This is a genomic window from Streptomyces sp. NPDC016851 (genome assembly GCF_055562795.1).
This window is the reverse complement of the sequence record NZ_JBVHEP010000005.1, coordinates 282,129-307,167: the sequence shown is the minus strand read 5'-3', so window position 1 is coordinate 307,167 and position 25,039 is coordinate 282,129. Positions and strand designations below refer to the sequence as shown.

Annotated in this window: 21 protein-coding genes and 1 pseudogene; 12 read left to right on the top strand and 10 right to left on the bottom strand. The window is 71.5% G+C overall.

All coding sequences use genetic code 11. From position 1 onward, the window contains the following. Window positions 1-35 precede the first annotated feature (35 nt). Window positions 36-2,516 carry a beta-glucosidase H gene (locus tag ACZ3I3_RS11365; protein WP_467364248.1) on the bottom strand — a complete coding sequence of 827 codons (2,481 nt, stop codon included), beginning with the start codon at window positions 2,514-2,516 and terminating at the stop codon, window positions 36-38. 64 nt (window positions 2,517-2,580) lie between these two features. On the opposite strand from ACZ3I3_RS11365, the gene ACZ3I3_RS11360 reads away from it, so the two are divergent. Next, entirely contained in the window at window positions 2,581-3,168 is a 588-nt protein-coding gene (locus tag ACZ3I3_RS11360; protein WP_467364247.1) for a TetR/AcrR family transcriptional regulator, read from the top strand. Here the strand turns inward: ACZ3I3_RS11360 and ACZ3I3_RS11355 are convergent. Continuing rightward, window positions 3,165-3,551: a RidA family protein gene (locus tag ACZ3I3_RS11355; protein ID WP_467364246.1), complete on the bottom strand. Its 387-nt coding sequence runs from the start codon at window positions 3,549-3,551 to the stop codon at window positions 3,165-3,167. The two genes, ACZ3I3_RS11360 and ACZ3I3_RS11355, sit on opposite strands and share 4 nt — an antisense overlap. Before the next feature lie 41 nt (window positions 3,552-3,592). Here ACZ3I3_RS11355 and ACZ3I3_RS11350 point away from each other — a divergent pair. Further along, a pseudogene (locus ACZ3I3_RS11350) lies at window positions 3,593-4,510 on the top strand (LysR family transcriptional regulator); the annotation flags it as partial. Window positions 4,511-4,645: 135 nt separating this feature from the next. Next, window positions 4,646-5,878 carry a pyroglutamyl-peptidase I gene (locus tag ACZ3I3_RS11345; protein WP_467364289.1) on the top strand — a complete coding sequence of 411 codons (1,233 nt, stop codon included), beginning with the start codon at window positions 4,646-4,648 and terminating at the stop codon, window positions 5,876-5,878. Here ACZ3I3_RS11345 and ACZ3I3_RS11340 read toward each other — a convergent pair. Continuing rightward, on the bottom strand, window positions 5,829-6,656 hold the full coding sequence (locus ACZ3I3_RS11340; protein ID WP_467364245.1) for an EI24 domain-containing protein: 828 nt from the start codon (window positions 6,654-6,656) through the stop codon (window positions 5,829-5,831). The two genes, ACZ3I3_RS11345 and ACZ3I3_RS11340, sit on opposite strands and share 50 nt — an antisense overlap. Before the next feature lie 143 nt (window positions 6,657-6,799). On the opposite strand from ACZ3I3_RS11340, the gene ACZ3I3_RS11335 reads away from it, so the two are divergent. Continuing rightward, the gene (locus tag ACZ3I3_RS11335) at window positions 6,800-9,373 is read left to right on the top strand and encodes a M14 family zinc carboxypeptidase (protein WP_467364244.1); all 2,574 of its coding nucleotides are present in this window, start codon (window positions 6,800-6,802) and stop codon (window positions 9,371-9,373) included. Further along, window positions 9,370-10,515, top strand: a complete 1,146-nt coding sequence (locus tag ACZ3I3_RS11330) for a serine hydrolase domain-containing protein (protein ID WP_467364243.1) — start codon at window positions 9,370-9,372, stop codon at window positions 10,513-10,515. The genes ACZ3I3_RS11335 and ACZ3I3_RS11330 overlap by 4 nt, the downstream gene beginning before the upstream one ends. Window positions 10,516-10,584: 69 nt before the next feature. Here the strand turns inward: ACZ3I3_RS11330 and ACZ3I3_RS11325 are convergent, their stop codons facing one another. Both ACZ3I3_RS11325 and ACZ3I3_RS11320 read right to left on the bottom strand, forming a co-directional pair. After that, window positions 10,585-11,004 (bottom strand): organic hydroperoxide resistance protein, encoded by a 420-nt coding sequence (locus ACZ3I3_RS11325; protein WP_467364242.1) that lies wholly within the window; start codon window positions 11,002-11,004, stop codon window positions 10,585-10,587. Window positions 11,005-11,098: 94 nt separating this feature from the next. Then, window positions 11,099-12,121: an NADP-dependent oxidoreductase gene (locus tag ACZ3I3_RS11320; RefSeq protein ID WP_467364241.1), complete on the bottom strand. Its 1,023-nt coding sequence runs from the start codon at window positions 12,119-12,121 to the stop codon at window positions 11,099-11,101. A 126-nt stretch (window positions 12,122-12,247) separates the two neighbouring features. Here ACZ3I3_RS11320 and ACZ3I3_RS11315 point away from each other — a divergent pair, with 126 nt between their 5' ends. Further along, entirely contained in the window at window positions 12,248-12,694 is a 447-nt protein-coding gene (locus ACZ3I3_RS11315; protein ID WP_467364240.1) for a MarR family winged helix-turn-helix transcriptional regulator, read from the top strand. 16 nt (window positions 12,695-12,710) lie between these two features. Here ACZ3I3_RS11315 and pdxR read toward each other — a convergent pair whose 3' ends face one another. The 5 genes from pdxR to ACZ3I3_RS11290 form a co-directional block, all read right to left on the bottom strand. Then, window positions 12,711-14,222: a MocR-like pyridoxine biosynthesis transcription factor PdxR gene (gene pdxR, locus ACZ3I3_RS11310; RefSeq protein ID WP_467364288.1), complete on the bottom strand. Its 1,512-nt coding sequence runs from the start codon at window positions 14,220-14,222 to the stop codon at window positions 12,711-12,713. Window positions 14,223-14,287: 65 nt separating this feature from the next. After that, the gene (locus ACZ3I3_RS11305) at window positions 14,288-15,022 is read right to left on the bottom strand and encodes a B3/B4 domain-containing protein (RefSeq protein WP_467364239.1); all 735 of its coding nucleotides are present in this window, start codon (window positions 15,020-15,022) and stop codon (window positions 14,288-14,290) included. 1 nt (window position 15,023) lies between these two features. Then, window positions 15,024-15,629: a LysE family translocator gene (locus ACZ3I3_RS11300; RefSeq protein WP_467364238.1), complete on the bottom strand. Its 606-nt coding sequence runs from the start codon at window positions 15,627-15,629 to the stop codon at window positions 15,024-15,026. Between the two features lie 94 nt (window positions 15,630-15,723). Continuing rightward, the gene (locus ACZ3I3_RS11295) at window positions 15,724-16,404 is read right to left on the bottom strand and encodes a class I SAM-dependent methyltransferase (protein ID WP_467364237.1); all 681 of its coding nucleotides are present in this window, start codon (window positions 16,402-16,404) and stop codon (window positions 15,724-15,726) included. Between the two features lie 113 nt (window positions 16,405-16,517). Then, entirely contained in the window at window positions 16,518-17,336 is an 819-nt protein-coding gene (locus tag ACZ3I3_RS11290) for an SCO2400 family protein (protein WP_467364236.1), read from the bottom strand. Between the two features lie 243 nt (window positions 17,337-17,579). Between ACZ3I3_RS11290 and ACZ3I3_RS11285 the strand changes: the two genes are divergently transcribed. The 6 genes from ACZ3I3_RS11285 (at window position 17,580) to mmsB (ending at window position 24,982) form a co-directional block, all read left to right on the top strand. Next, a complete protein-coding gene (locus ACZ3I3_RS11285) occupies window positions 17,580-18,743 on the top strand; it encodes a mandelate racemase/muconate lactonizing enzyme family protein (protein ID WP_467364235.1) in 1,164 nt (387 codons plus the stop codon). 61 nt (window positions 18,744-18,804) lie between these two features. Further along, window positions 18,805-19,809, top strand: coding sequence for a zinc-dependent alcohol dehydrogenase (locus ACZ3I3_RS11280; RefSeq protein WP_467364234.1), 1,005 nt, complete (start codon window positions 18,805-18,807; stop codon window positions 19,807-19,809). A 111-nt stretch (window positions 19,810-19,920) separates the two neighbouring features. Further along, complete coding sequence (locus ACZ3I3_RS11275; RefSeq protein ID WP_467364233.1) at window positions 19,921-20,889, top strand: glycosyltransferase family protein; 969 nt, start codon at window positions 19,921-19,923, stop codon at window positions 20,887-20,889. Window positions 20,890-21,031: 142 nt separating this feature from the next. After that, window positions 21,032-22,144, top strand: coding sequence for a multiple monosaccharide ABC transporter substrate-binding protein (gene chvE / locus ACZ3I3_RS11270; RefSeq protein WP_467364232.1), 1,113 nt, complete (start codon window positions 21,032-21,034; stop codon window positions 22,142-22,144). Window positions 22,145-22,190: 46 nt separating this feature from the next. Next, window positions 22,191-23,741 (top strand): multiple monosaccharide ABC transporter ATP-binding protein, encoded by a 1,551-nt coding sequence (mmsA, locus tag ACZ3I3_RS11265; RefSeq protein ID WP_467364231.1) that lies wholly within the window; start codon window positions 22,191-22,193, stop codon window positions 23,739-23,741. After that, window positions 23,738-24,982: a multiple monosaccharide ABC transporter permease gene (gene mmsB, locus ACZ3I3_RS11260; protein WP_467364230.1), complete on the top strand. Its 1,245-nt coding sequence runs from the start codon at window positions 23,738-23,740 to the stop codon at window positions 24,980-24,982. Before mmsA ends, mmsB begins: the two co-directional genes overlap by 4 nt. Window positions 24,983-25,039 lie beyond the last annotated feature (57 nt).

The following is a 25,039-nucleotide window of genomic DNA, read 5'->3' as shown; positions in this document are numbered from 1 at the left end:
GGACCGGGGCTGCTCGGTGGGGAACTCGTCCCGGATCAGACGTTAATCGTCGCGGTGATCCTGCGGTCCGTGATCGAGCGCCCGACCTGGATCTCGTACGAACCCTTCACACACGACCACGACATGGTCGTCTCGTCCCAGATCTCGAAGGCCCGGCGCGGCAGTTCGACGGTCGCCTCGACGCTCTCGCCGGGGCCGGCGTCCACGCCCGAGAATCCGGCCAGCCAGCGGGCCGGGCGGTCGGGGTCGGGCTCGCTCGGGGCGAGGTAGATCTGGACGACCTCGTGGCCGGGGCGGTCGCCGGTGTTGCGGAGGCGGACCTTCGCGGTGGTGGTGTCGGCCGCGCCTTCGACCTCGACCGATTCGTAGGTCCAGTCGGTGTAGCCGAGGCCGTGGCCGAAGGGGTAGGCGGGGGTGCGGCCCTGCTTCTCCCAGGCGCGGTAGCCGATGAAGACGTCCTCTTCGTAGGGGAGTTCGCCGCCCTCCGGGACGACCTGGGTGACCGGGGCGTCGGCGAGGGAGCCCCAGGTGGTGGGCAGGCGGCCGCCGGGTTCGTGGGCGCCGGTGAGGACGTCGGCGAGAGCCGCGCCGCCCTCCTGGCCCGGGAACCAGGTGAGCAGCACGGCGGCGACGTCGTCGCGCCACGGCATCTCCACCGGGGAGCCGGCGTTGACGACCACGACGGTGTCCGGGTTGGCGGCGGCGACGGCGCGGACCAGGTCGTCCTGGCGGCCGGGCAGGCGCAGGTCCGTGCGGTCGAAGCCCTCCGACTCGACGCGGTCGGTGGTGGCGACCACGACGACGGCCGTGTCGGCGGCCCGGGCGGCCGCGGCGGCCTCGGCGATCAGCTCGTCGGGGTCGCGCTGCGGGTCCTGGTGGGCGAGCGTGAAGCCGATCGTCCGCATGGGGTGGTCGCCGGCCGGCGGGACGGTGTAGGTCAGGGAGACGTCGACCGGTTCGCCCGTGGTCAGGTCGACCCGGGCGTGGGGCACCGGGGATCCGAAGAACGCCGCGAAGGGGTCGCCGTCCTCGGCGGGGCGCTGGACGTCGTCGAAGTACGTGGTGCCCGCGACGGTCAGCCGGAAGGGGCCGAGGCCCTTGATGCCGAAGGTGTGCGTGCCGGTCTCGCGCGGGGTGAAGGTGCCCGTCAGCTCGACGGTCGCCAGGGTGTCGTGGGTGACGCCGTCCGGGAGGTCGTCGCCCATCCACTGGATGTGGCCGCCGGCGGCCGAGCGGGTGCCGATGACGGTGCCCTCGCTGTCGCGGCAGACGGCGCGCAGCTCGAAGCCCTGGCCGGCGACGGGGAGTTCGGTGTTCGGGTCGGCGCCGAGGGCGTAGGTGAGGCTGCCGTCGGGGAGGGCGGCGGTGAGGCCGTCGAGCGGGGAGACGGTCCGGGCAGGGAAGACGGTGGCGGAGCCGCCGCCGAGGACGCGGGCGTCGCGGGCGGCGGCGCCGATCAGCGCGATCCTGCCGGGCTTCAGCGGCAGCGCGCCGCTGTCGTTGCGGACGAGGACGAAGGAGCGGCGGGCGACCTCGCGGGCGAGCGACTCGCCGTGGACAGGCTCGGGCAGTTCGGTGACGGCCGGTTCGGCGCCCTCCAGGACGCCGACACGGGCGGCGAGGCGCAGCACGCGGCGGACGGCCTCGTCGACCTGCGCCTCGTCGGCCCGGCCGTCCCGTACGGCCTGGGCGAGGGCCTCGCCGTAGACGGTCTGCGGGCCGGGCATGGCGATGTCGAGGCCGCCGGCGAGGGCGCCGGTGGTGGAGCGTGCGGCGGTCCAGTCGGAGACGTTGATCCCGTCGAAGCCCCACTCGCCGCGCAGGACCTCGTTGACCAGGTAGTGGTGCTCGGTCATCGTCGTGCCGTTGACCGTGTTGTAGGCGGTCATGATGCCCCAGGGGTGGGCGTTCTCGACGATCGCCTCGAAGGGGGCCAGGTACAGCTCGCGCAGGGCGCGTTCGCTGACGAGGTTGTTCACGGTGAGGCGGTCGGTCTCGGCGTCGTTGGCGACGAAGTGCTTGACGGTGGTGCCGACGCCGCCGGACTGGACGCCCCGGACGTACGCGGCGCCGATCCGGCCCGTGAGGTACGGGTCCTCGCTGTAGGCCTCGAAGTGGCGGCCGCCGAGCGGGGAGCGGTGCAGGTTGACCGTGGGGGCGAGCAGGACGTGGACGCCCTTGCGGCGGGCCTCCTGCGCCAGCAGCACGCCGGCCCGGTGGGCGAGCCCCGGGTCCCAGGTGGCGGCGAGGGCGGTCGGTGAGGGCAGGGCGACGGACGGGTCGTCGGCGCTCCAGTGCACCCCGCGGACGCCGATCGGGCCGTCGGACATCACCAGGGAGGCCAGTCCGGCCTCCGGCAGCGCGGGCAGGCTCCACATGTCCTGGCCGGCCAGCAGCCGCGTCTTGGCGTCCAGGTCGAGTTTGCCGAGTGCGGCCTCGACCGCCGCCTCGCGCCGTACCTCTGCTGTCTCCGCCACGTCGGCACCTCCACGTCGAAAGCCGCTGGATGTCACCATCGTGCCCGGGTCGCCTGTAATGCGGTAGGTTTCGTTATCTCCTCGTGATGATGAGCGGTTCGACATGTCGTACGGTGACGCCATGAGGGCCAGGACGAGAAGCGAGGAACGGCGCGCGGAGATCGTGCGGGCCGCTCTGGAGGTGATCGCCGAGCGCGGTTACCGGGGGGCGAGCCTGGCCGCGGTCGCCGAACGGGTCGGGCTCACCCAGCAGGGGCTGCTGCACCACTTCCCGACGAAGGAGGCGCTGCTGGTCGCGGTGCTCCAGGAGCGGGACCGCTGGGACGCGATGCCCGCCGGCCGACTGCGGCTGGACCTGCTGGCCTCGCTGGTCGAGTACAACGCGATGCGGCCCGCCATCATCCAGACCTTCTCGGCGCTGCTCGGCGAGAGCGTCACGGAGGGACATCCGGCCCGGGGATACTTCACGGAGCGCTATGTCGGGGTGCGCGCCGGCATGGCCGAGGTGCTGCGCGCCGAGTACGGTGACCGACTGCCCAGCGGCCTCACCCCCGAGCGGGCGGCACCGCTCCTCGTGGCGATCCTGGACGGGCTGCAGTACCAGTGGCTGCTGGACCCGGAGTCGGTCGACATGGCGTCCGCGTTCCGGGACTTCCTGACCCTGCTGGGCGAGAGCGACGACGCGGCCTAGCGAACGGGGACGGCGGCCACGACCTCCACCTCGACGAGGGCCTCCGGCCGGAAGAGTCGGGACACCTCGAAGGTCATGCTGGTCGGCGGGGTCCCGGTGAGGAACTGCCGTCGCACGGCGCCGTATTCGTCCAGCTTCGAGATGTCGGTCAGGTACGTGCGGATATTGATCACGTCGGCCAGGGTGGCGCCGTGCTCCTCCAGCAGGGCGGCGAGGGTCTCGAAGACGCCCCGGGTCTGCTCGGCGAGGGTGTCGCCCTCCGCGATCTGGCCGGAGACGAACAACAGGGCGCTGCCATCGGCGTGTTCGACGCGGGCGACCTGGGAGTAGTACGGGCTGAGGGGCTGGGGCGCGGAGGCGGGATTGTCCAGCGTGATCTGCATGCCGTCGACGCTAGGGCGGGGTGCGCTGATGCGACAAGCGAATGTCTAGCATGGCCGCCATGCCGTACACGCATGGCGAGATGCCCGACCTCTCCACCGTCTGGCTGCGGGCCTTCCTGGAGGTCGCCCGGCACGGGTCGTTCACCGGGGCCGCGCGGACGCTCGGCTGGACGCAGTCGGCGGTGTCCCGCCAAGTCGCCTCGCTGGAGTCCGCGTTGGGCGGCGGCCCGCTCTTCGACCGGCTGCCGCGCGGAGTGCGGCTGACGGAGGCGGGCCGGCTCCTGGTGCCGTACGCCGAGACGGTCGCCGCCGCGCTGCTCGATGCCCGGCGCGACCTCGACGCCCTGCGCGAGGCGGCCGGCGGGCGGCTCCGGTTCGGCGCCTTCGCCACCGCCGACGCGGCCCTGGTGCCGCACGCCCTGGCCCGCTTCCGCGCCCGTCACCCGCGGGTCCGTGTGACCCGCGAGGAGGGCTTCACCCCCGCTCTGCTGGACCGGTTGACGGCCGGTCACCTGGACCTGGCGATCGTGTCGACGACCGGCCGCGCCCCGCTGGAGGCGTACGCACTGCACCATCTCCTCGACGAGCCGCTGTACGTCGCCGTCCCCGCCGGGCATCCGCTCGCCGGTCACGAGGGCCCGGTGCCGCTCGGCCGGTTCGCCGACGCCGACTGGATCTGCGGCAGCGCGCGGCCCGAGGGCACCCTCCTGGACGCGGCCCTGCGCCAGGGCTTTTGCCCCCGCGTCGCCCACGTCGTCGGCGAGTGGACCGCCAAGCAGGGCTACGTCGCCGCCGGGCTCGGTGTGACGCTCATGCCGGCGCTCGCCGCCGAGGCCGCCCGTCCGGACATCCGGCTGCTGCGGGTGCTCGACGAGGGTGCCCCGGCCCGGGCGGTGTACGCGGCGACCGTGCGGGGGCGGTCCCTGACCCCGGCGGGCGTGGCCTTCCTGGGGGCGGTGCGGGAAGCCGCGGCGGCCGTCCCTTCCCGATCCGCACGCGAGCCCCACCCATGGCGTGGACCACTCCCGTCACGCGATACTGCGGCCGTCCGGCACCACTCAGCGCACCCCACTGCGACGGAAGGCCCAACTCCCTTGATTCCCCTGCGTATCCGGATAGGCGTCCTCGGTCTGGCCCTGCTGACCGGCTTCGGCACCCCGACGGCCGCGAGTGCCGCCGAGGCGCCTCCCTCCCCCACCGTCGAGGAGCGGCGGCTCGACGGAGCCGTCCCGCAGGAGATCCTGCGGCGCTCCGGATTCGACACCGTCGCCCCGAGGTTCGCCCGGGCCCTGGACGGGGCCCGTTCCTACGCGCAGGCCCGCCGGGCCGTCGTACGCGAGGGAACGGAGCTGTGGCGGCGGGCCGTCGACCGGGCGCAGGGGCGTGGTCCGGCGGGCGGGGACCTCAGCCGGGACGACGACCGGCCGCTGTACTGGGCGCGGCTCGCCATGACGCGTGAAGTACGCACTTGGGAGCCGGAGTTCGGCCTGACGGACGGGCAGCGGACCGCCCTGCTGGACGAACTGGAGCGCACCTCACGCGGCCAGACCGCCATCGGCTACCCGCACGGTAAGAACCTGAAGCGGATCCTGGTCACCGGCTTCGACCCGTTCACCCTGGACCGGGACATCCGCATCTCCAACCCGTCCGGCGCCACGGCGCTCGCCCTCGACGGCACGGTGATCGAGACGGCGGACGGCCCGGCCCGGATCGAGACGGCCGTGTTCCCGGTGCGCTGGCGGGACTTCACGGACGGGACGGTGGAGCGGACGCTGCGGCCGTACCTGCCGAAGGTCGACCTGTTCACGACCGTGAGCCAGGGCCGGGTCGGGCGGTTCGACGTGGAGCGGACCAACGGGGCCTGGCGGGGCGGCTTCGGGGACAACGACAACATCGGCCGCACGGAGACCGTCCCCGTCACCGACCCGGCCTCGCAGCCGCAGTGGACGACGACCACGCTGCCGTACCGGGCGATCGTCGCCGCGGACACCGGCCGTTTCCCGGTGTACGACAACACGAGCGTCTCGGAGATCCCGGCGGGCGGCACGGAGCCCGTCGTCCGCCCGGACGGGCCGACGCCCGGCTCGACCGCTCGCGCGGGCGGCGGCGGTGACTACCTCTCCAACGAGATCGCCTACCGGGCGACGCTGCTGCGGGACCGGCTGGGGCTGCACGACGTCCTGCCGGGCGGCCATGTGCACACGCCCGTGCTCCAGTTCGGCACCGGGAACACCACGGAGGTCACCGACCCGGAGTTCGTGCGGAACCGGCTGGACATCATCGCGCAGGTGAGGACGATCCTGAAGGTGGCTGCGGAGGAGTCGTGACGGCCGCGTCGCCCTCCGCGCCGTCCTCCCGGTTCTCCTCGCCCAGCAGGTCACGTGCCATGAGGGTGGCACCGGCGACCGCGCCCGGCATCAGGAACACCGCGACGAACGGGACCAGGAAGGCCACGGCCAGCGGCGTGCCGAAGCCCCAGACGAGGGTCTTGCGGGAGCGGAGCAGGCCGAGGCGGGTGCGCAGTTCGACGCCGCGGCGCTGGAGGGCGACGGCGGTCAGTTCCTCGGTGAGGAAGAACCCGGTGACGAAGAACCCGATCACCGGTACGGCCGTCTGCCCGACGACGGGGATGAAACCGCACGCGAACAGCAGCACGCCCCACAGGGCGGCCCGGACGACGATCCGCAGGCTGTCCCGGGCGGAGATCCACAACTCCCGCCAGAGCGGCAGGCCCGACTCGGGGGCGTGGCCGTCCGGTGACACGTCCCGGTCGACCTTCTCGGAGAGGTTCTCGTAGAAGGGCTGCCCGATCAGCAGGGTCACCGCGGTGAACGTCACGACGGACAGGAGCAGGGCGAGGGCGAACAGCACGGCGGTCAACAAGCCGCGGAAGAGCCCGAGCCACGGGCTCGACCAGTCGTCGGCGAACGGGGTGGCCCAGGCGACGGCGTCCTCGCCCCACAGCGCCAGCGCGACGAGCGCCGCCGCGTACAGGACGAGGGTGATCAGGCCCGGAAGCAGCCCGAAGCCGTACTGCTTGCCGTGCCGGGCCACCCACCGCTGGCCCTTCAGCAGGTACCGGAAACCCACCCTGAGATCGCTCATGGGAAAACCCTATCGGGGCAGGCCAAGCCGCTCCCCGACAGGGCCGTACGGGTCACCGGTGACACCGAGGCGGCCTTGTTGCCGTTGAGTCGAACCGGTACACCTCGCCGTACCGATCTCAGGAAGCCCCGGAGGAGGTACGCGTGCGCACCACGAGAACCGTTCCTGCGAGACCTTTACTGATCGTCACCCTCACCCTCGCGACGGCGGGTTCGCTCCTGCTCGGACCCGACGCCGCCGGCGCGGACCCGAAGCCCGTCACGCGCGAGGGCGCCGCCGTGGACGACCGCGCGGCACGGGCTCCCGCGAGCGCGGCCCGGCGGGCCCTGGCCGCTCCCGAAGAGACCTCCACCGGCACGGCCACCCGCGGCTACCCCCGCCGCCAGGCCCTCTCCCCCGACCCGGAGAACCCCGGCGACAAGTCCCTGAAGCTGGGCCTGACTCCGTACCACGCGATCGCCCCGAAGCTGAACGCCCTGCAACGTCTCGGAGACCGGGTCAGCGTGGAGGTGACCGGCCGCTCGGCCGGCGGGCACCGCCTCTACCTCGTCACCGTCACCGCCCCGGAGACCACCCGACAGGCCCGCGCCCAGGAGCGCATGCGCGAGCTGATCGAGAACGCGCCCGCGGCGGCCGCCAAGTCCCCGGAGATCAAGCGGGGTTACAAGACGCCGGTCTTCGTCAACAGCAACATCCACGGCAACGAGTGGGAGGGCACGGACGCCGCCCTGAAGATCGTCGAGCAGCTGGCGACAGCGAAGGACGCCAGGACCCGGGACCTCCTGGCGCACAGCCGCCTGTACTTCAACATCACGGCCAACCCGGACGGCCGTATCGCGGGCACCCGCGCCAACGCCAACGGCTTCGACCTGAACCGGGACTTCGTCACCGCCTCGCAGCCCGAGACCCGCGCGATGCGGCAGATCGAGCTGGACAAGCAGCCGGCCGTCCTGCTCGACCTGCACGGCTACGTCAACGGCACCCTCATCGAGCCCACGACTCCCCCGCACGGCGAGAACTACGAGTACGACCTCTTCCTGAAGAACAGCTACGCCAACGCCCTCGGCATGGAGTCCGCCGTCAACGCCCTCGGCTACACGCCCGCCAAGGACGGCGTCGAACCGGCCCAGATCCCGTTCCGCGACCAGGAGGAGGGCTGGGACGACTGGCCGCCGATCTTCACCCCGCAGTACGCGGCCTTCCACGGCACGGTCGCCGCGCACACGGTGGAGATCCCGCTGGCGGTGAACAACGAGGAGTACGACGCACTGCCCGTCCCGGAGCTGCGCCGCCGCTCGGCGGTCAACACGGCCGTGGCGGGCGCGGCGATCCGGGCGACCCTGAACCACGTCCGGGAGCACCGCGCCTCGCTCGTCGCCGACCAGATCGAGGTCTTCCGCCGCGGCGCGGCCGGCGCCCCGCAGGTGCCGGTGTCGCCGGAGACGGTCCCCGGCGTCCCCGGCATCGGCCCGGAGGACGTCTACACGACCACGTTCCCGCGCGCCTACGTCATCCCGCCCGGCGACTCCCGCACCCAGCGCTCGGCCCCGGCGGCGGCCCGCCTCGTCGACCATCTCCTCGCCAACGACGTCCGCGTCACCCGCGCCACCCGCCCCTTCCGGCTCGACGGACGGACGTATCCCGAGGGCTCGTACGTCGTCGATCTGCACCAGCCCAAGCGCGGCATGGCGAACGCGCTGCTGGCCGACGGGCGGGACATCAGCGGCAAGGTGTCGGTGATGTACGACATCTCGGGCTGGAGCCTGGGCCGTCTGTGGGGTGCCACGGTCGAGCGGGTGCCGTCGGGCAGCCTGCGGGGCGCGCCCCTGCGCCCGGTCACCAGGGCCGCACCGGTCGCCCGGGTGCCCGCGCACGGCGCCCTCCTTCTGCGCCTGACCGACCCGCGCGAGGTCGCGGCCCTCAACTCCCTTCTCCAGCAGGGCGTTCCGGTACGCCGGGGCCCGGACGGCAGCGCGATCGTCCCGGCACGGGCCCGCCGCGAGGCGGTCGCGGCCGCCCGTACGCACGATGTCTCTTTCGCTGCCACACGGCTCAGCGGCGGCACGCCCCTGCACCGCCTGCGGGTCGCGGCCGCCGTCACGCCGGGTGAGCTGTTCGCTCTGCGGGAGATGAACTTCGACGTCACGCCGGTCTCGACGGCCGTCCTGAACGCGGGCTTCGACTGGTCCGGCACGGACGTGCTGTTCGTGTCCGCCGGCCTGGACCACGCCGCCCTGACCGCCCCCGCCCGCAGGGCCCTCGACGCCTTCCTCGACGAGCACGGCCTGGTCGGCCGGGGCGCGACGGGAGCGGCCCTGAACGCGGCGGCGGACCGGCTGCCCGTGCGGCCGGTCGCGGGCAACACGGACGCGAACGGCGTCGTACGGACGCGGAACACGGGCCGCGTCACGCACGGCGCACCGGCGCACGCCTTCGTCTACGCCCCGCTGTGGTTCACCGGCCTCGGCCCCGGCGTACGGGTGGAGCAGTCGTACGCGACCGGGAATCCGCTCGTCTCCGGACACTGGCGCCCGCTGCGGGACGGCACCGGCGGTCCCGCGGCCGCAGCGGGACAGGCCTCGGTGGTCAGCGGTGGCCGGACGGTCCTGTTCGGCACCGAACCACTCTTCCGAGACCACCCCAAGGGGGAATTCCCGCAGGTGGCGAGGGCATTGTTCACAGTGGCACACAGCGGTTCAGTTGAGGAGAGCGGATGACGCAGGAGATCCACGGCACGGTGGCCGACGGCTTCGAGGGGGTGCGCGAGGAGTTCGCCGCGTTCGTGGCCGGGGAGCGCGCGGACTACGAGGGCCAGCTGTGCGCCTACGTCCACGGGCGCAGGGTCGTCGACCTGTGGGCGGGGACCGACGCGGACGCCCTCTACGGTGTGTTCTCGTCCACCAAGGGCGCCGCCTACCTGGTCGTCGCGCTCCTCGTCCAGGACGGCACGCTCGAGCTGGACCGCAAAGTGACGTACTACTGGCCGGAGTTCTCCGCCGAGGGCAAGGGCGCGCTGACCCTGCGCGACCTGCTCGCGCACCGGGCGGGTGTGGTCGGCACGGACACCGGCTTCACCCTCGCGGAGCTGGCCGACGACCGCCAGCTCGCCGAACGCCTCGCCGACCAGCGGCCGTTCTGGCGCGCCGGCACGGCGTTCGGCTATCACGCGATGGTCAGCGGCGCCCTGGCCGGCGAGGTCGTGCGCCGCGCCACGGGCCGCACGCTCCAGGAGGTCTACCAGGAGCGGATCCGCACCCCGTACGCCCTGGATTTCCACCTGGGCCTGCCCGCCCCCCACGAGCCGCGCTTCCGCACCACCCAGCCGATGGCCCCGACCCCGGAGCAGCAGGCACTCCTCGACGCCACGCCCACCGGTCCGCACACGCTCGCCTCGATCGCCTTCAACCGCAACGCCGCGGAACCGACCGACCTCGCCTCGCTGCCCAACCTGCCGCTGGTGCGCGCCAAGGGCCCGGCCTCGGTGGGCGGGGTGGCGTCGGCGCGGGGCCTGGCAGGGATGTACGCGGCGGCGATCAGCGAGGTGGGCGAGCAGGCGCCGCTGCTGAAGCCGGACACGGTGGCGGAGTTCGGCCAGATCCACTCGGTCGGCTACGACCTGGTGGCACGTGCCCACAGGGCGTTCGGCCTCGGCTTCCAGATGACGGCCGACGTGGCGCACCCGTTCCTCGGCGCCGGGACGATCGGGCACAGCGGCGCGGGCGGCTCACAGGCCTTCGCGGACCCGTGGAGCGGCCTGGCGTACGGCTACACGCGCCGCCGTTTCGCCTTCCCGGGCGGCGCGGCCCCGGAGAACGACCGCCTGGCGAAGGCGATCCACACGGCGGCGCTCTCCCTCTGAGGCCCGGGCACAGGCGAAGGCCGCACCCCACGTCCAAGGGTGCGGCCTCCGCGTACGCAACGACTGTCGTCAGACCAGCGTCACGGTGATGTTCCCGCGCGTCGCCTTCGAGTAGGGGCACACGTCGTGGGCCTTGTCGACGAGTGACCGTGCGGTCCCCCGGTCCACCTTGGGAATGTCGGCGGAGATCTCGACGATGATCCCGAACCCGTCCCCGTTCTTCCCGAGGCCGACCTTCGCGGTGACGGTCGCCCCGGTGAGGTCGGCTCCCTCCTGGCGTGCGACGACGCCGAGGGCGCCCTGGAAGCAGGCGCTGTAGCCGGCGGCGAACAGCTGCTCCGGGTTGGTCCCGGCGCCGCTGCCGCCCATCTCCTTCGGCGGGTTGACGACGACGTCGAGCTTGCCGTCGTCGGTGGCGACCCGCCCGTCGCGCCCGCCCTCGGCGGTGGCGACGGCGGTGTACAGGACGTCGGACTGCTGGATGGGCATGCGGTTGTGTTCCTTCGGTCGTCCGCCGCGGCTCGCGCCCGGGCCGAGCGGATTCGGAAAAAACTTACCGCATGCCGGAAAGCAGCAGAAGGCGTCAGAGCTTGACGATCATCTTCCCGGTGTTGTCACCGCGCAGCACGCCCAGGAACGCCTCGAGGTTGTTCTCGATGCCCTCGACGACGGTCTCGCGGTACTTCAGCTCGCCGGAGGCGACCCAGGGGGCGACCTCGCGCACGAACTCCGGCTGGAGGTCGTAGTGGTCCCCGACCAGGAAGCCCTCGATACGGCCGCGGGTCTGGATCAGGCGGGCGAGGTTCCTCGGGCCCGGGGCGGGCTCGGTGTTGTTGTACACGGAGATCATCCCGCAGACGGCGATCCGCCCGCCCTCGTTGAGGGAGCCGATGGCGGCCTCCAGGTGATCACCACCGACGTTGTCGAAGTACACGTCGATCCCGTCGGGCGCCGCGGCCCGCAGCTGCTCGCTGACGGGGCCCTCCTTGTAGTTGAAGGCGGCGTCGAAGCCGTACTCGTCGACGAGCAGCTTCACCTTCTCGGCCGACCCGGCGGACCCGATGACCCGCGAGGCGCCCTTCAGCTTGGCGATCTGCCCGACCTGGCCGCCCACGGCACCGGCGGCACCGGACACGAAGACGGTGTCGCCCTCCTTGAAGGCGGCGGTGCGCAGCAGCCCCGCGTAGGCGGTGAGACCGGTCATGCCCAGCACGCCGAGGTACGTCGACAGCGGCGCGGCGTCCGGGTCCACCTTGACGGCGTTCTTCGCGGCCACGACCGCGTACTCGCGCCAGCCGAGGAAGTGCAGTACGTGGTCGCCCACGGCCAGCCCCTCGGCGTTGGAGGCCACGACCTCGCCGACGGCACCGCCCTGCATGACCTTGCCGAGCTCGAACGGGGCGACGTAGGACTTCGCGTCGCTCATCCGGCCGCGCATGTACGGGTCCACGGAGAGGTACTTGTTCCGCACGAGGACCTGCCCCTCACCCGGCTGCGGAACCTCCGCCTCGACGAAGGCGAAGTCCTCGGGCTTCGGCCAGCCGACGGGGCGGCTGACCAGGTGCCACTCGCGGCTGACGGCGGGGAGGGCGGAGGTGTCGGACATGATGCGCCTTTCCACTGACTCGGTTGGTTCGGTTGGCTCGTTGGCTCACCGGGAATGTTTCAGTACCTGAAACAACCATGCTCCTGAAAATTTCAGGTTGTCAAATAACCGGGTACCCTCGATTCCATGGCCTCCACCACATCCGCCTCCCAGAACAGCCACCGTCCTGATCCGCTGACGCTCGAAGTCGTCGAGCTCATCGGGGAGGTCGTGGCGCGGTTCCACGAGGACTACGAGGCGGCGGCGGCGGAACACACGCTGACCGGGGCGCAGGCGCGGCTGCTGAGCCTGCTGTGCCTCGAGCCGCTGCCGATGCGCAGACTTGCCCAGCGGTTGAAGTGCGAGCCGTCGAACGTCACGGGGATCGTGGACCGGCTGGAGGCGCGGGGGCTGGTGGAGCGGCAGCCGGATCCCACCGACCGGAGGGTGAAGGTGGCGGCGGCGACGCCGGAAGGGCGGCGGGTGGCCCGGAGTCTGCGGGAGTCGCTGCGGTTCGCCCGGGAGCCGTTGGCCGGGCTCTCCGAGGGGGAGAGAGTGGCGCTGCGGGACGCGTTGCGGGGGATGCTGGGGTGAGGCCGGTGCGCCGGCGTCAGGCCAGCTCGCGCAGCGCCTCGCCGAGCGCCGCCACTCCTTCGGCGATGGCCCCCGGCGGCGTGGCCGCGTAGCCGAGGACGAGGCCGGGGCGGCCGGGCAGCTGCCGGTGCCACGACAGCGGCTGGCACTTCACGCCCCGGGTGAGCGCGGCGGCGGCGAGCTGGGTGTCCGGCACGTCCGGCGCATACGTGACGGTCAGGTGCAGGCCGGCCGCCGCTCCGTGCACGACCGCGCCCGGCAGGTGCTCGGCGATGGCGTCGATCATCGCGTCGCGGCGCCGCCGGTGACGGCCGCGCAGCAGATGCAGGTGCCGCTCCAGGTCGCCGGACTCCATCAGCCGGGCGAGCACCAGCTGCGGCAGCACGGCATTGCCCAGGTCGGTGAAGCGTTTCGCGTCGGTCAGCGCGTCGAGGTGGCGGGGCGGCGGTATCACCCAGCCGATCCGCAGCGCGGGCGCGAGCAGCTTGGACACGCTGCCCATGTAGCACACCTGGTCGGCCAGCAACGCGCGCAGCGCGGCCACCGGCGGCCGGTCGTAGCGGTGCTCCGCGTCGTAGTCGTCCTCCAGGATCAACCCGCCGTCCTTCGCCCAGAGCATCAGCTCGCGGCGGCGCTCGCCGCTGGTCACCACGCCGGTGGGGAACTGGTGAGCGGGCGTGAGCAGCACCGCGGGTGCCCCGGTGGCGCGCAGCGCGTCGACGCGCACGCCACCGTCGTCGACCGGTACCGGTGGGGTGGCCAGGGCCCCGTTCCGCAGGTGCTGACGGGTGCCGAGCGAGCCGGGGTCCTCGACCGCGACGCTGTCGATGCCGTCCGCCCGCAGCACGGGGTGCAGCAGCGTGAGGGCCTGTGCGGTGCCGGCGACGACCAGCACGTCGTCCGGCTCCACCCGGATGCCGCGGCTGGTCGCCAGCCAGGTCGCGACGGCGCGGCGCAGTCGTGGGGCTCCGCGGGGATCGCCGTAGCCGAGGTTCTCGGCGGACAGCTCGGCGAGCACGGCCCGTTCGGCGCGCAGCCAGGCCGCGCGGGGGAACGCGGTGAGGTCGGGCTGGCCGGGGGTGAAGTCGATGCGCGCACGGGCAGCGCGCAGCGCGTCGAAGACGTCGGCATCGGGTTCGCCGGCGAACAGCGTGGCCGGCGCCGCACGGTCGGCGGTGACGGGCGCCTGGTCCCGGCTCGGCCTGGTCCCGCGGGGTGCCGACGGCTGCACAGGAGGTGCCGCGACCACCACCGTCCCACCGCGGCGACGCCCCTCGACGTGGCCGTCCTCGGCCAGCCGCCGGTACGCCTCGGTGATCACCCCGCGCGACACGCGCAGTTCGGCGGCCAGCACCCGGGTCGGCGGCAGCCTGCTGCCCACCGCCAGCCGGCCGTCGGCTATCGCCTGCCGCAGCCGCCGTGCCAGCCAGTCCGCCTTGCCGCCGACGGGTGCGTCACCGGCGTCGAGCTGCAGGAAATCGGAGCCGTAGGCCGGGGATCCGCAGTCCGCCGACGCGGCTGCCGTCACGGGTACGCCGACCGTCCCGTCCGCTCCCTGTCTCCCCTGGTTCACCGGGCCGATGGTGCCATACGTCACCGCGGCTTCCGCGTGCCTCGCCAAGGGCTCTCATCACCGAAGACGAACTCCGGTGCGGACGGGGTGAGAACGGCCGCCGTGGGGTCGGCCGGCCAGTGCGCGGCCAGTTCCTCGGCCACCGTCTTCAACAGCTCCGGCACGACGTCGGCGCCGCCGTCGTGCATGGCCTCCGCCACCACCAGGATCCGGCTGGTGCGCTCGCCGACGGCGGAGTGGCCGCTCTGCCGATTGGTCCAGCGGCGGGCGTGCGCCCGGTCGGCGCCGTCGGTGAAGATCACCTCGCCGGGTCGGGGGTGCTCGGTGCCGCCGCCGAAGGTCGTGTACTGCTCGTCACCGCGGGCGTGGCGCACCTCCAGCAGAGGGCCGGCGATGCGGTCCGCGTCGAGGACCGCCACCGGCACCGCGTAGGCGACCGAGATCGCGTTGCACAGGTCGACCACCGGATGGATGCGCGGCAGTTCTCCCTCCTTCCTCAGCCGCCGCAGCAGCGACTCCGAGGCGCAGCGGTACTGCGTCGGCTTGAGCCCCATCCGGGAGAACGCCCGCCGCCAGGCCAGCACTTCGGGGAACTCGCCCTCGGGGGCACCGGCCAGCCGCGCCGCGGCACGGGCCGTGTGTGCGGCGACGCGCGCGCCGACATCGGCGGCGGCATCGACGCCGGTGGCCCACAGGGCACCGGCGGCGAGCCCGGGGTGGTCGGACCAGATCGCGTCCGCGTGCCGGAAGCGCATCTCAGCCCACCGCCAGCCACGCGCTCAGGCCCACGAAGCAGGCGGCGAACCCCTGGCGGATGCCGGTCATCACCCTCGGCCTGGCCAGCACGCGGTGTCGTACGGCGGCGGCGCACATCCCGTACGCGGCGAAGACGACGAAGGTCAGCGCCATGAAGACGGCACTGAGCCGGAGCATCGCTCCGAGTGAGCCGGGCTCGTCGGCGGGCACGAACTGCGGCAGGAACGCGACGAAGAACATCGTGAGCTTCGGGTTGAGAAGGTTGATCAGAACCCCGGAAGCGATCACACGGGCCGCCGGCCGCGGCTCGGCCTCCCCCTCGACGGACAGCGCCTCCTTGTCGCGAAGCGTCGCCCACGCCATGTACAGGAGGTAGGCGACACCGAGGTACTTCACCACCTCGTAGGCGACGACGCTGGTGTGCAGCAGCGCGGCGAGGCCGGTGATCGTCGCCACCAGGTGCGGCACGATGCCGAGGGTGCAGCCGAGTGCGGCGACCACGCTCGCCCTGCGGCCGTGGGACAACCCGGTGGCCAGGGTGTACACCACTCCGGTGCCGGGGGTGACCACCACGACCAAGGTGGTCAGCAGGAACGCGATGCTCAAGGAGACCTCCACAACGTTCAAGGTCCCCCCACCCTGCCTCGGTCATGGACCGGCGGACAGAGCCAAAGCATGCCGAGTCGACGGGTCCATAAACTCAGCGCAGGCGGCGCACGCGCAGCACGAGGTCGTCGGTGTGGTGCGCGCCGGCGCCGCCGTCGGGTGCCACGCGTGGCCGTTGCTCGTCCACCTCCACCTCCCAGTCGTCGTCGAGTGCGTCGACGACCATCGAGGGCCAGACGTAGTCGGCCGGGTCGAACCCGCTGTCGTCCGCCTGCCGGGTGTCCACGCCCGCGTGGTGGACGACGAGCAGCACGCCGCCGGGCGCGACGGCGGCGAGCAGTGCTCGCTCCGCCGCGGCGTCGGGGGTGCGGAGCAAGGCCGGGTACTGGGCGGACACCAGGTCGAAGGAGGCCGGCGGGAGCGCCGCCTCGGTGAGTTCGGCGTGTACCCAGTGAACGGTGAGGCCGGCGTCCCGCGCGTGCCCGGCCGCCCGCTCCAGCGCGACGCCCGAGACCTCGAGCGCGGTCACGTCCCAGCCGCGGCGCGCGAGCCAGACGGCGTCCGCGCCCTCGCCGCAGCCGACGTCGAGGACCCGCCCGGGTGTGAGCCCGGCGACCTCCGCCACGAGTGCGCCGTTGGGCCGGCCGCTCCACAACTGTTGTCGGTCGGCGTACCGGTCGTCCCACTCGGCCCGCACCGCCGGGTCTCCGACGTATCCGTCGGCAGGCGAGGGGAATCCGGACGCGGGCGATCCTGCTGCGATGTCGTCGGTCACGGGCCCACCGTCACCCACCGGCTCATGGGTCTGCCACTCCTGTTGCCGGTTCGGCAAACCTTCGGCGGCGACGGGTCGTCCAGGACCGCCGGCGCGGGGCCTCCACTCCGGCGCTACGTGCACCACCACAGGAAGCGGTTGCAGGTCTCCGAGGGGGACGGTTCCGGGTCCGGGGGCGCGGTCGTCGGGGCCGCGGTCCGGGTCGGGGCCGGGTCCGGCCGGTCGGCCGTCGGGGCCGACGTCGGGCGGGCGGGGGGCGGGTCCGCCGAGGTCGGGTCGGAGTCCTTCGGCGTCTCGTCGTCCTTCGCGTCCTTGGACTTGTCGGCCTTCGGCGACTGGGAGGCCGACGGCGAGTCGGACACGCTGGGCGAAGGGGAGCCTGATGCGCCCTCGGCCCGGGCCGCCTCGCCCTGGCCGCCCGTCTCCCCCGCCTCCACCGACGCGTCGCCGTCCGCCGACTCTCCCCCGGCCGCCGCCGGCTTCGGCGTCGACTTGGGCGCGTCCATGCCGAGCTCCGCGAGGCTCAGTCCGCCCGCCGCCAGCACGAACCCCGCCGCGACGAACAGGGTCCGGCGCCGCCGGCGGCGATGCGCCGCGGCCTTCCGGTCCCGCCGGCTCGTCCCGCCACCGGGACCGTCACCGGCCGGCCCGTGCTCGTCCTCACGCCCGCGTCCGCGCCCACGTCGCCGGGCGGCGCGCCCCAACGGCTCGCCCTCGTCGCCGTGTTCACCGTCGGGGGCATCCGGCTCATCCCGCTCGTCCGGCTCACCGGATTCGCCCGAGCCGTCGTGCACGCCCTCCCCGCCGTCGGGAACAGCGTCATACCCGCCGTACTCCGGCTCGCGCCAGCGCAGCGCTTCGGCTGAGGTGCCGCAGCCCGGGCAGGCCAGCGCGCCGTTGAGGTGCCGTCGGCACGGGTCGCAGTAGTCCATGTCGCGGGAAGATTAAGTTCCACGCCGGTAACGTTCCTAGATCCAGCTGTGAAGGTTCTGTAGGGACACTCCGCCTCCATGGTTTCGAAACTGTCGAAACCGTTATGCGCGCGACCCATTGACACTCCCGCCGCCGCGTCTTTACTGTCACGCCAGCATTTCGAACGTGTGCCGAAATCTCGAACACGTCGAACTGAGCGACTGACAGAGACAGAGCCGACGAAGCTGCGAGGGAAAACCGCCGTGCGCATCACCGGAATCAGCACACACGTGGTCGGGACGCCGTGGCGCAACCTGACGTACGTCCAGGTGCACACCGACGAGGGGCTCACCGGAGTCGGCGAGACCCGGATGCTGGGACACACCGACGCCCTCCTCGGCTACCTGAAGGAGGCTGAGGCCAACCACATTCTCGGTTCCGACCCCTTCGCTGTCGAGGACCTCGTCAAGCGCATGAAGTACGGCGACTACGGCCGCGCCGGCGAGATCGTGATGTCCGGTATCGCCGTGATCGAGATGGCCTGCTGGGACATCAAGGGCAAGGCCCTCGGCGTCCCCGTCTGGCAGCTGCTGGGCGGCAAGGTCACCGACAAGGTCAAGGCGTACGCCAACGGCTGGTACACCACGGAGCGCACCCCGGAGGCTTACCACAAGGCCGCTCAGGGCGTCATGGAGCGCGGCTACCGGGCGCTCAAGATCGACCCCTTCGGCACCGGTCACTTCGAGCTGGACCACAAGGAGACCCTGTACGCCGTCTCCCTGATCGAGGCCGTCCGGGACGCCATCGGCCCCGAGGCCGAGCTGATGCTGGAGATGCACGGCCGCTTCTCCCCCGCCACGGCCGTGCGCCTGGCCAAGGAGCTCGCGCCGTTCAAGCCGGCGTGGCTGGAGGAGCCGGTCCCGCCGGAGAACCTCAAGGCCCTGGAGAAGGTCGCCGCCAAGGTCGACATGCCGGTGGCCACCGGCGAGCGGATCCACGACCGGATCGAGTTCCGCGAGCTGTTCGAGAGCCAGGCCGTGGACATCATCCAGCCGGACGTCGGCCATATCGGTGGAATCTGGGAGACCAGGAAGCTCGCCGCGACGGCCGAGACCCACTACATGCTGGTGGCCCCGCACAACGTCGGCGGCCCGGTCCTGACCGCCGCCTCCCTCCAGGTCGGTTTCACCTCCCCGAACTTCAAGATCCTCGAGCACTTCAACGACTTCGCGGACGCGGAGATCAAGAAGGTCGTGAAGGGCGCGCCGCAGGTGAACCCGGAGGACGGCTGCTTCCACCTGTCCGACGCCCCGGGTCTCGGCGTGGAGCTGGACGTCGATGCCGCCGCGGAGTTCCCGCAGCAGCAGGCCCGCTTCGACCTCTGGGCGGACGGCTGGGAGCAGCGCAAGCCCAAGAGCGCCCAGTGACCGTCCCGGCCCCGGAAACCCGGAACCGGCAACCGAAACCTTCGAAAACCGGAGGAGCGACGTGAGCACCGCGGTAGTGATCGACGCCCCGGGCGAGCACCGCCTCGTCCCGCACGAGCCCCGGCGGCCCGAGGCCGGCGAGGCACTGGTGCGCGTCCACGCCTCCGGGATCTGCGGCAGCGACCGCGAGGTCTACCAGGGCAACCGCCCCGAGGGCTATGTCCGCTACCCGCTCACCCCGGGCCACGAGTGGTCCGGGACGGTCGAGGCCGTGGGCGCCGGTGTCCCCGAGTCCCTCGTCGGCCGCAAGGTCGTCGGTGAGGGCTTCCGCAACTGCCAGGTCTGCGACCGCTGCCACGCGGGAGACACGACCCTGTGCACGGCCGGGTACGAGGAGACCGGGTTCACGCAGCCGGGCGCGATGGCGGCCACGCTGACGCTCCCCGCCCGTCTCCTGCACGCCCTCCCGGACGACTGCGACCTCACGGCCGCGGCCCTCCTGGAGCCCGCCGCCTGTATCGCGGCGGCCGCGCTGAAGGGGAACGCGCAGCCCGGCGAGCGCGTCGCGGTGGTCGGCACCGGCACGCTCGGCATGTTCGCCGTGCAGTTCCTGAAGGCGAACTCGCCGGCCGAGCTGCTGGTCGTGGGCACCCGCCGGGACCGCGAGGCGCTGTCGCGGCAGTACGGCGCGACGGACTTCCGCACGAAGGACCAGGAGCTCCCGGACGACTTCGACGTGGTGATCGAGACGGCGGGCTCCGCGGACGCCGCCCGGCTCTCCGCCGCCCTGCTCCGGCGCGGCGGCCGGCTGGTCCTGACCGGGATCCCGGCGCCGGGCGCCGACGGTCTCGACCCGACCGACCTCGTCGTACGGCAGCTGGAGGTGCACACCGTCTTCGGTGCTCCGCCGGACGCCTGGGCGCACACGGTGCGGGTGTTCGCCGCCGGGCTGCTCGACCCGCTGCCGCTGGTGACGCACGAGCTGCCGCTCGCCGAGTTCTCGCAGGCCATCGAGCTGGTGGGAGCCGGCGATCCGAAGGTGGGCAAGGTGTTGCTCCGCCCCTAGACGTACGCCGGTACGGGGGCAACCTGACGGCTCCCGTACCGGCGTACACCCAGCCTTGCCGTACCCAGAGCCGCGAACCTCGTCCGAAATACCGAACCGAAGGACATTCCTGTGACCGACGCTTCCGCCACGGCAGCCCGCAGGCCCGGTGAGCAGGCGCTCACCACGCTGGGCCTGAGCGCGCCCGCCCTCAACCCCGCCGACGCCTCGCCGCACTCCTTCCCCGGCGGCGGCCGCTGGCGCACCGAGATCCCCTCGTGCGAGGGGCCCGAGGCGCTGGCGGTGGTCCTGAAGGAGGCCTCGCGGCTGGACGTGCCGATCCACCGGATCAGCCAGGGCAGCGGCGTGTGGATGCTGACCGATTCCGAGATCACCGAGATGGTCGAGTCGACGGCCGAGCGCGACATCGAGCTCTGCCTGTTCACCGGCCCGCGCGGCACGTGGGACATCGGCGGGTCCACGCGCACCGACTCGCGGGGGGCCGGACTGCGCGCCCGCGGCCACGACGCCGTCGCCGGTTGCGTCGAAGACGCCGTGCGGGCCACGGAGTTGGGCGTCAAGTGCCTGCTCGTCGCCGACGAGGGCGTGCTGTGGACGCTGCACCGGGCGAGAGCCGCCGGCATCATCCCGGCCGACACGACCCTGAAGGTGAGCGCGCTCATCGGGCCGGTCAACCCGGCGGCGTACGCGGTGTACGAGCGGCTCGGCGCCGACTCGGTCAACGTGCCCAGCGACCTGACGCTCGATCACCTCACCGAGATCCGCCGGGTGTCGGGCGCTCCGATGGACATGTACATCGAGGCCCCCGACGACCTCGGCGGCTATGTCCGGATGTACGAGGTCGCCGAGCTCATCCGGCGCGGCGCACCGCTCTACCTGAAGTTCGGCCTCTCCAAGGCGCCCGGGATCTACCCCTACGGGCACCACATGCGGGAGCTGACCCTGGCCACGGCCAAGGAGCGCGTGCGGCGCGGGCGGCTCGCCCTGGACCTGCTGGCCCGCCACGGAGCCGACGGGGACATGGCCCCGCTCGGGTCACGGCTGCCGGGCGATCTGCAACGGTTCGAAATCTCGTCATAACGTTCCGGCTACTCGCCTTCACAAAAGAAGACACAGCCGACCACAATCCGACACATCTCTTCTCGGTCTTTCCGGCCCGACCCCCCGGAGCGACTTCGCGCCTCCCAGACCGAGCCCTGCACACACATCAAGGATGATGATCATGCGTAACCGCAGAGCCGCACTCGCCGCCATAGCCGGAGCCGCGTCCCTCGCCCTGACCCTGTCCGCCTGCGGGCAGAACAGCGAGGGCGGCAGCGAGGAGAGCGGGGACAGCGCCAAGGGCGGCACCATCGGCATCGCGATGCCGACGAAGTCCTCCGAGCGCTGGATCGCCGACGGCAACAACGTCAAGAAGGAGCTGGAGTCCAAGGGCTACAAGACCCAGCTGGTCTACGGCGAGGACGACCCGGACCAGCAGGTCTCACAGGTCGAGAACCTGATCACGCAGGGTGTCAAGGCGCTGATCATCGCGGCCATCGACAACAAGTCGATGAACAACGTGCTCCAGCAGGCCAAGGAAGCCAACATCCCGGTCATCTCCTACGACCGCCTGATCCTCGGCACGCAGAACGTCGACTACTACGCCTCCTTCGACAACGAGAAGGTCGGCGAGCTCCAGGGCACCTACATCGTCGAGAAGCTCGGCCTGAAGGACGGCAGCAAGAAGGGCCCCTTCAACATCGAGCTGTTCGCCGGCTCCAACGACGACAACAACACCCGCTACTTCTTCGGCGGGGCGATGAAGGTCCTGCAGCCCTACATCGACAAGAAGCAGCTCGTCGTCCGCTCCGGCCAGACCAAGCTCAACCAGGTCACGACCCTGCGCTGGGACGGCGGCACCGCCCAGAAGCGCATGGACGACATCCTGACCTCGGCCTACAAGCGCGAGCGGGTCGACGCGGTCCTCTCCCCCTACGACGGCATCTCCATCGGCATCCTGTCGGCGCTGAAGTCGGACGACTACGGCTCCAAGAGCAAGCCGCTGCCGATCGTCACCGGCCAGGACGCCGAGGTCGCCTCGGTGAAGTCGATCATCGCCGGGCAGCAGTCGATGTCCGTCTTCAAGGACCTCCGTCAGCTCGCCAAGGTGTCTTCGAACATGGTCGACGCGCTGCTGCAGGACAAGAAGCCCGAGGTCAACGACACCAAGACCTACGACAACGGCGCGAAGGTCGTCCCGGCCTACCTGCTCGAGCCGGTCGCCGTCGACAAGAGCAACTACCAGAAGGAGCTCGTCGACTCCGGCTACCTCAAGGAGAGCGACATCAAGTAGTCCCCGCCACCGACCGACGATTCACCACTGATTGGAAGGCACGACCATGGCGGGACCCGTCCTGGAAATGCGCTCGATCGTCAAGACCTTTCCCGGCGTCAAAGCGCTGTCGGACGTCACGCTGACCGTCCGGCAGGGCGAGGTCCACGCCATCTGCGGGGAGAACGGCGCCGGCAAGTCGACCCTGATGAAGGTCCTCTCCGGCGTCCACCCGCACGGCACCTACGAGGGGGACATCCTCTTCGAGGGCGAAGTCTGTGAGTTCAAGGACATCCGGGCGAGCGAGCAGCGCGGCATCGTCATCATCCACCAGGAACTGGCACTGTCGCCGTACCTCTCCCTCGCGGAGAACATCTTCCTCGGCAACGAGCACGCCAAGGGCGGGTTCATCGACTGGAGGGAGACGCTGCGGCACGCCACCGAGCTGCTGCGGCGGGTCGGGCTCAGCGACCACCCCGACACCCGCGTCGCCGACATCGGCGTGGGCAAGCAGCAGCTGGTGGAGATCGCCAAGGCCCTGTCGAAGAAGGTGAAGCTGCTCATCCTGGATGAGCCGACCGCGGCCCTGAACGACGAGGACAGCGACAAACTCCTGGATCTCATCCTGGAGTTGAAGAAGCAGGGCATCACCTCGATCATCATCTCCCACAAGCTCAACGAGATCCGCAAGGTCGCCGACTCGGTGACGATCCTCCGCGACGGCCAGACCATCGAGACCCTCGATGTGAAGGCCCCGGAGACCACCGAGGACCGGATCATCAGCGGCATGGTCGGCCGCGACCTGGAGCACCGCTTCCCGGAGCGGTCGCCGCACGAGCCCGAGGAGGGCGTGGCGCCCGCCCTGGAGATCCAGGGCTGGACCGTGTTCCACCCGATCGACCAGCAGCGCAAGGTCGTCGACGACGTCTCCCTGACGGTGCGGCGCGGCGAGATCGTCGGCATCGCGGGCCTGATGGGCGCCGGCCGCACCGAACTCGCCATGAGCGTCTTCGGGCGGACGTACGGCCGGTACGCGGGCGGCACTGTCCTCAGGGACGGCAAGGAGATCCGTACGAAGTCCGTCCCGGAGGCGGTCAAGCACGGGATCGCGTACGTCACCGAGGACCGCAAGCACTACGGCCTCAACCTCATCGACACCATCAACCGGAACATCTCGCTGACCGCCCTGAGCAAGGTCGCCAAGCGCGGTGTGGTCGACGAGCACGAGGAGCGGCAGGTCGCCGAGGGCTTCCGCAAGTCCATGAACATCAAGGCGCCGACGGTGTTCGAGCCGGTGGGCAAGCTGTCCGGCGGCAACCAGCAGAAGGTCGTCCTCAGCAAGTGGATCTTCTCGGGCCCGGACGTGCTGATCCTGGACGAGCCGACACGCGGCATCGACGTCGGTGCCAAGTACGAGATCTACACGGTCATCGACCAGCTGGCCGCCCAGGGCAAGGCGGTCGTCTTCATCTCCTCCGAGCTGCCCGAACTGCTCGGCATGTGCGACCGCATCTACACGATGGCCGCGGGGCGGCTGACCGGTGAGTTCTCGCGGGCCGAGGCCTCCCAGGAATCGCTGATGCGTCAGATGACGAAGGACAAAGAGGTAACCCGATGAGCACGGACGTAACCGCCAAGAGCCCGGCCCCCGCGCCGCCGGGCAAGAGCGGAGGGGCCGCGGCCGACGGCCTGCTGCAGCTGCTGATGGACGGCATGCGCCGCAACATGCGGCAGTACGGCATGCTGATCGCGCTCGGCCTGATCGTGGTGCTGTTCGCCGTGTGGACCGACGGCGACCTGCTGCTGCCCCGCAACGTCTCCAACCTGGTCCTCCAGAACAGCTACATCCTGATCCTCGCGATCGGCATGATGCTGGTCATCATCGCGGGCCACATCGACCTGTCGGTCGGCTCACTGACGGCGTTCGTGGGCTCGATGGCCGCCGTGTTCATGGTCAAACAGGACATTCCCTGGCCGCTCGCCGTGGTGCTGTGCCTGGCGGTGGGCGCGGTCGCGGGTGCCGTCCAAGGGTTCTTCATCGCGTACGGCGGCATACCGTCGTTCATCGTGACCCTGGCGGGCATGCTGATCTTCCGCGGTCTCACCGAGATCTTCCTGGAGGGCCAGACGCTCGGCCCGTTCCCGGAGGGCCTGCAGAAGGCCGCCAACGGATTCCTGCCCGAGGTCGGCCCGAACACCAACTACCACAACCTCACGCTGCTGCTGGGCTTCGCGATGATCGCCTTCGTGATCTTCCAGGAGGTCCGTGACCGCAGGCGGCAGCAGGAGTTCAACCTGGACGTCCCGCCCACCAAGCTGTTCCTGCTGAAGCTGGTCGCGATCGGCGCCGCCGTGCTGACGCTGACCATGCTGCTGGCCAGCTACAAGGGCGCCCCGATCGTGCTGCTCGTCCTGGGCGTGCTGCTCGTCGGCTTCGGCTACGTGATGCGCAACGCGATCATCGGCCGCCACATCTACGCCATCGGCGGCAACCTGCCCGCGGCCAAGCTGTCGGGTGTGAAGGACAAGAAGGTCACCTTCCTGGTCTTCCTGAACATGGGCATGCTCGCGGCCCTGGCGGGTCTGGTCTTCGCCGCCCGCTTCAACGCGGCCTCTCCCAAGGCCGGCCTCAACTTCGAGCTGGAGGCGATCGCGGCCTCGTTCATCGGCGGCGCGTCGATGAGCGGCGGTGTCGGCACCGTCCTCGGCGCGATCATCGGCGGCCTGGTCCTGGGCGTGCTGAACAACGGTATGAACCTCGTCGGCATCGGCACCGACTGGCAGCAGGTCATCAAGGGCCTGGTGCTGCTGGCGGCGGTCGGGTTCGACGTGTGGAACAAGCGCAAGGTCGGTTCGTAAGTCGGACCGGGGGCCCCGCCGGAAGGCGGGGCCCGGTTCTTTCCCACGCAGTTTCTC

Coding starts and splice junctions, on each gene's coding strand:
- ACZ3I3_RS11360 (WP_467364247.1), top strand. CDS start 2,581: ATGTCGTACGGTGACGCCATGAGGGCCAGGACGAGAAGCGAGGAACGG.
- chvE (WP_467364232.1), top strand. CDS start 21,032: ATGCGTAACCGCAGAGCCGCACTCGCCGCCATAGCCGGAGCCGCGTCC.
- ACZ3I3_RS11315 (WP_467364240.1), top strand. CDS start 12,248: ATGGCCTCCACCACATCCGCCTCCCAGAACAGCCACCGTCCTGATCCG.
- ACZ3I3_RS11355 (WP_467364246.1), bottom strand. CDS start 3,551: ATGCAGATCACGCTGGACAATCCCGCCTCCGCGCCCCAGCCCCTCAGC.
- ACZ3I3_RS11320 (WP_467364241.1), bottom strand. CDS start 12,121: ATGTCCGACACCTCCGCCCTCCCCGCCGTCAGCCGCGAGTGGCACCTG.
- mmsA (WP_467364231.1), top strand. CDS start 22,191: ATGGCGGGACCCGTCCTGGAAATGCGCTCGATCGTCAAGACCTTTCCC.
- ACZ3I3_RS11330 (WP_467364243.1), top strand. CDS start 9,370: ATGACGCAGGAGATCCACGGCACGGTGGCCGACGGCTTCGAGGGGGTG.
- ACZ3I3_RS11365 (WP_467364248.1), bottom strand. CDS start 2,516: ATGGTGACATCCAGCGGCTTTCGACGTGGAGGTGCCGACGTGGCGGAG.
- ACZ3I3_RS11325 (WP_467364242.1), bottom strand. CDS start 11,004: ATGCCCATCCAGCAGTCCGACGTCCTGTACACCGCCGTCGCCACCGCC.
- ACZ3I3_RS11305 (WP_467364239.1), bottom strand. CDS start 15,022: ATGCGCTTCCGGCACGCGGACGCGATCTGGTCCGACCACCCCGGGCTC.
- ACZ3I3_RS11340 (WP_467364245.1), bottom strand. CDS start 6,656: ATGAGCGATCTCAGGGTGGGTTTCCGGTACCTGCTGAAGGGCCAGCGG.
- ACZ3I3_RS11290 (WP_467364236.1), bottom strand. CDS start 17,336: ATGGACTACTGCGACCCGTGCCGACGGCACCTCAACGGCGCGCTGGCC.
- mmsB (WP_467364230.1), top strand. CDS start 23,738: ATGAGCACGGACGTAACCGCCAAGAGCCCGGCCCCCGCGCCGCCGGGC.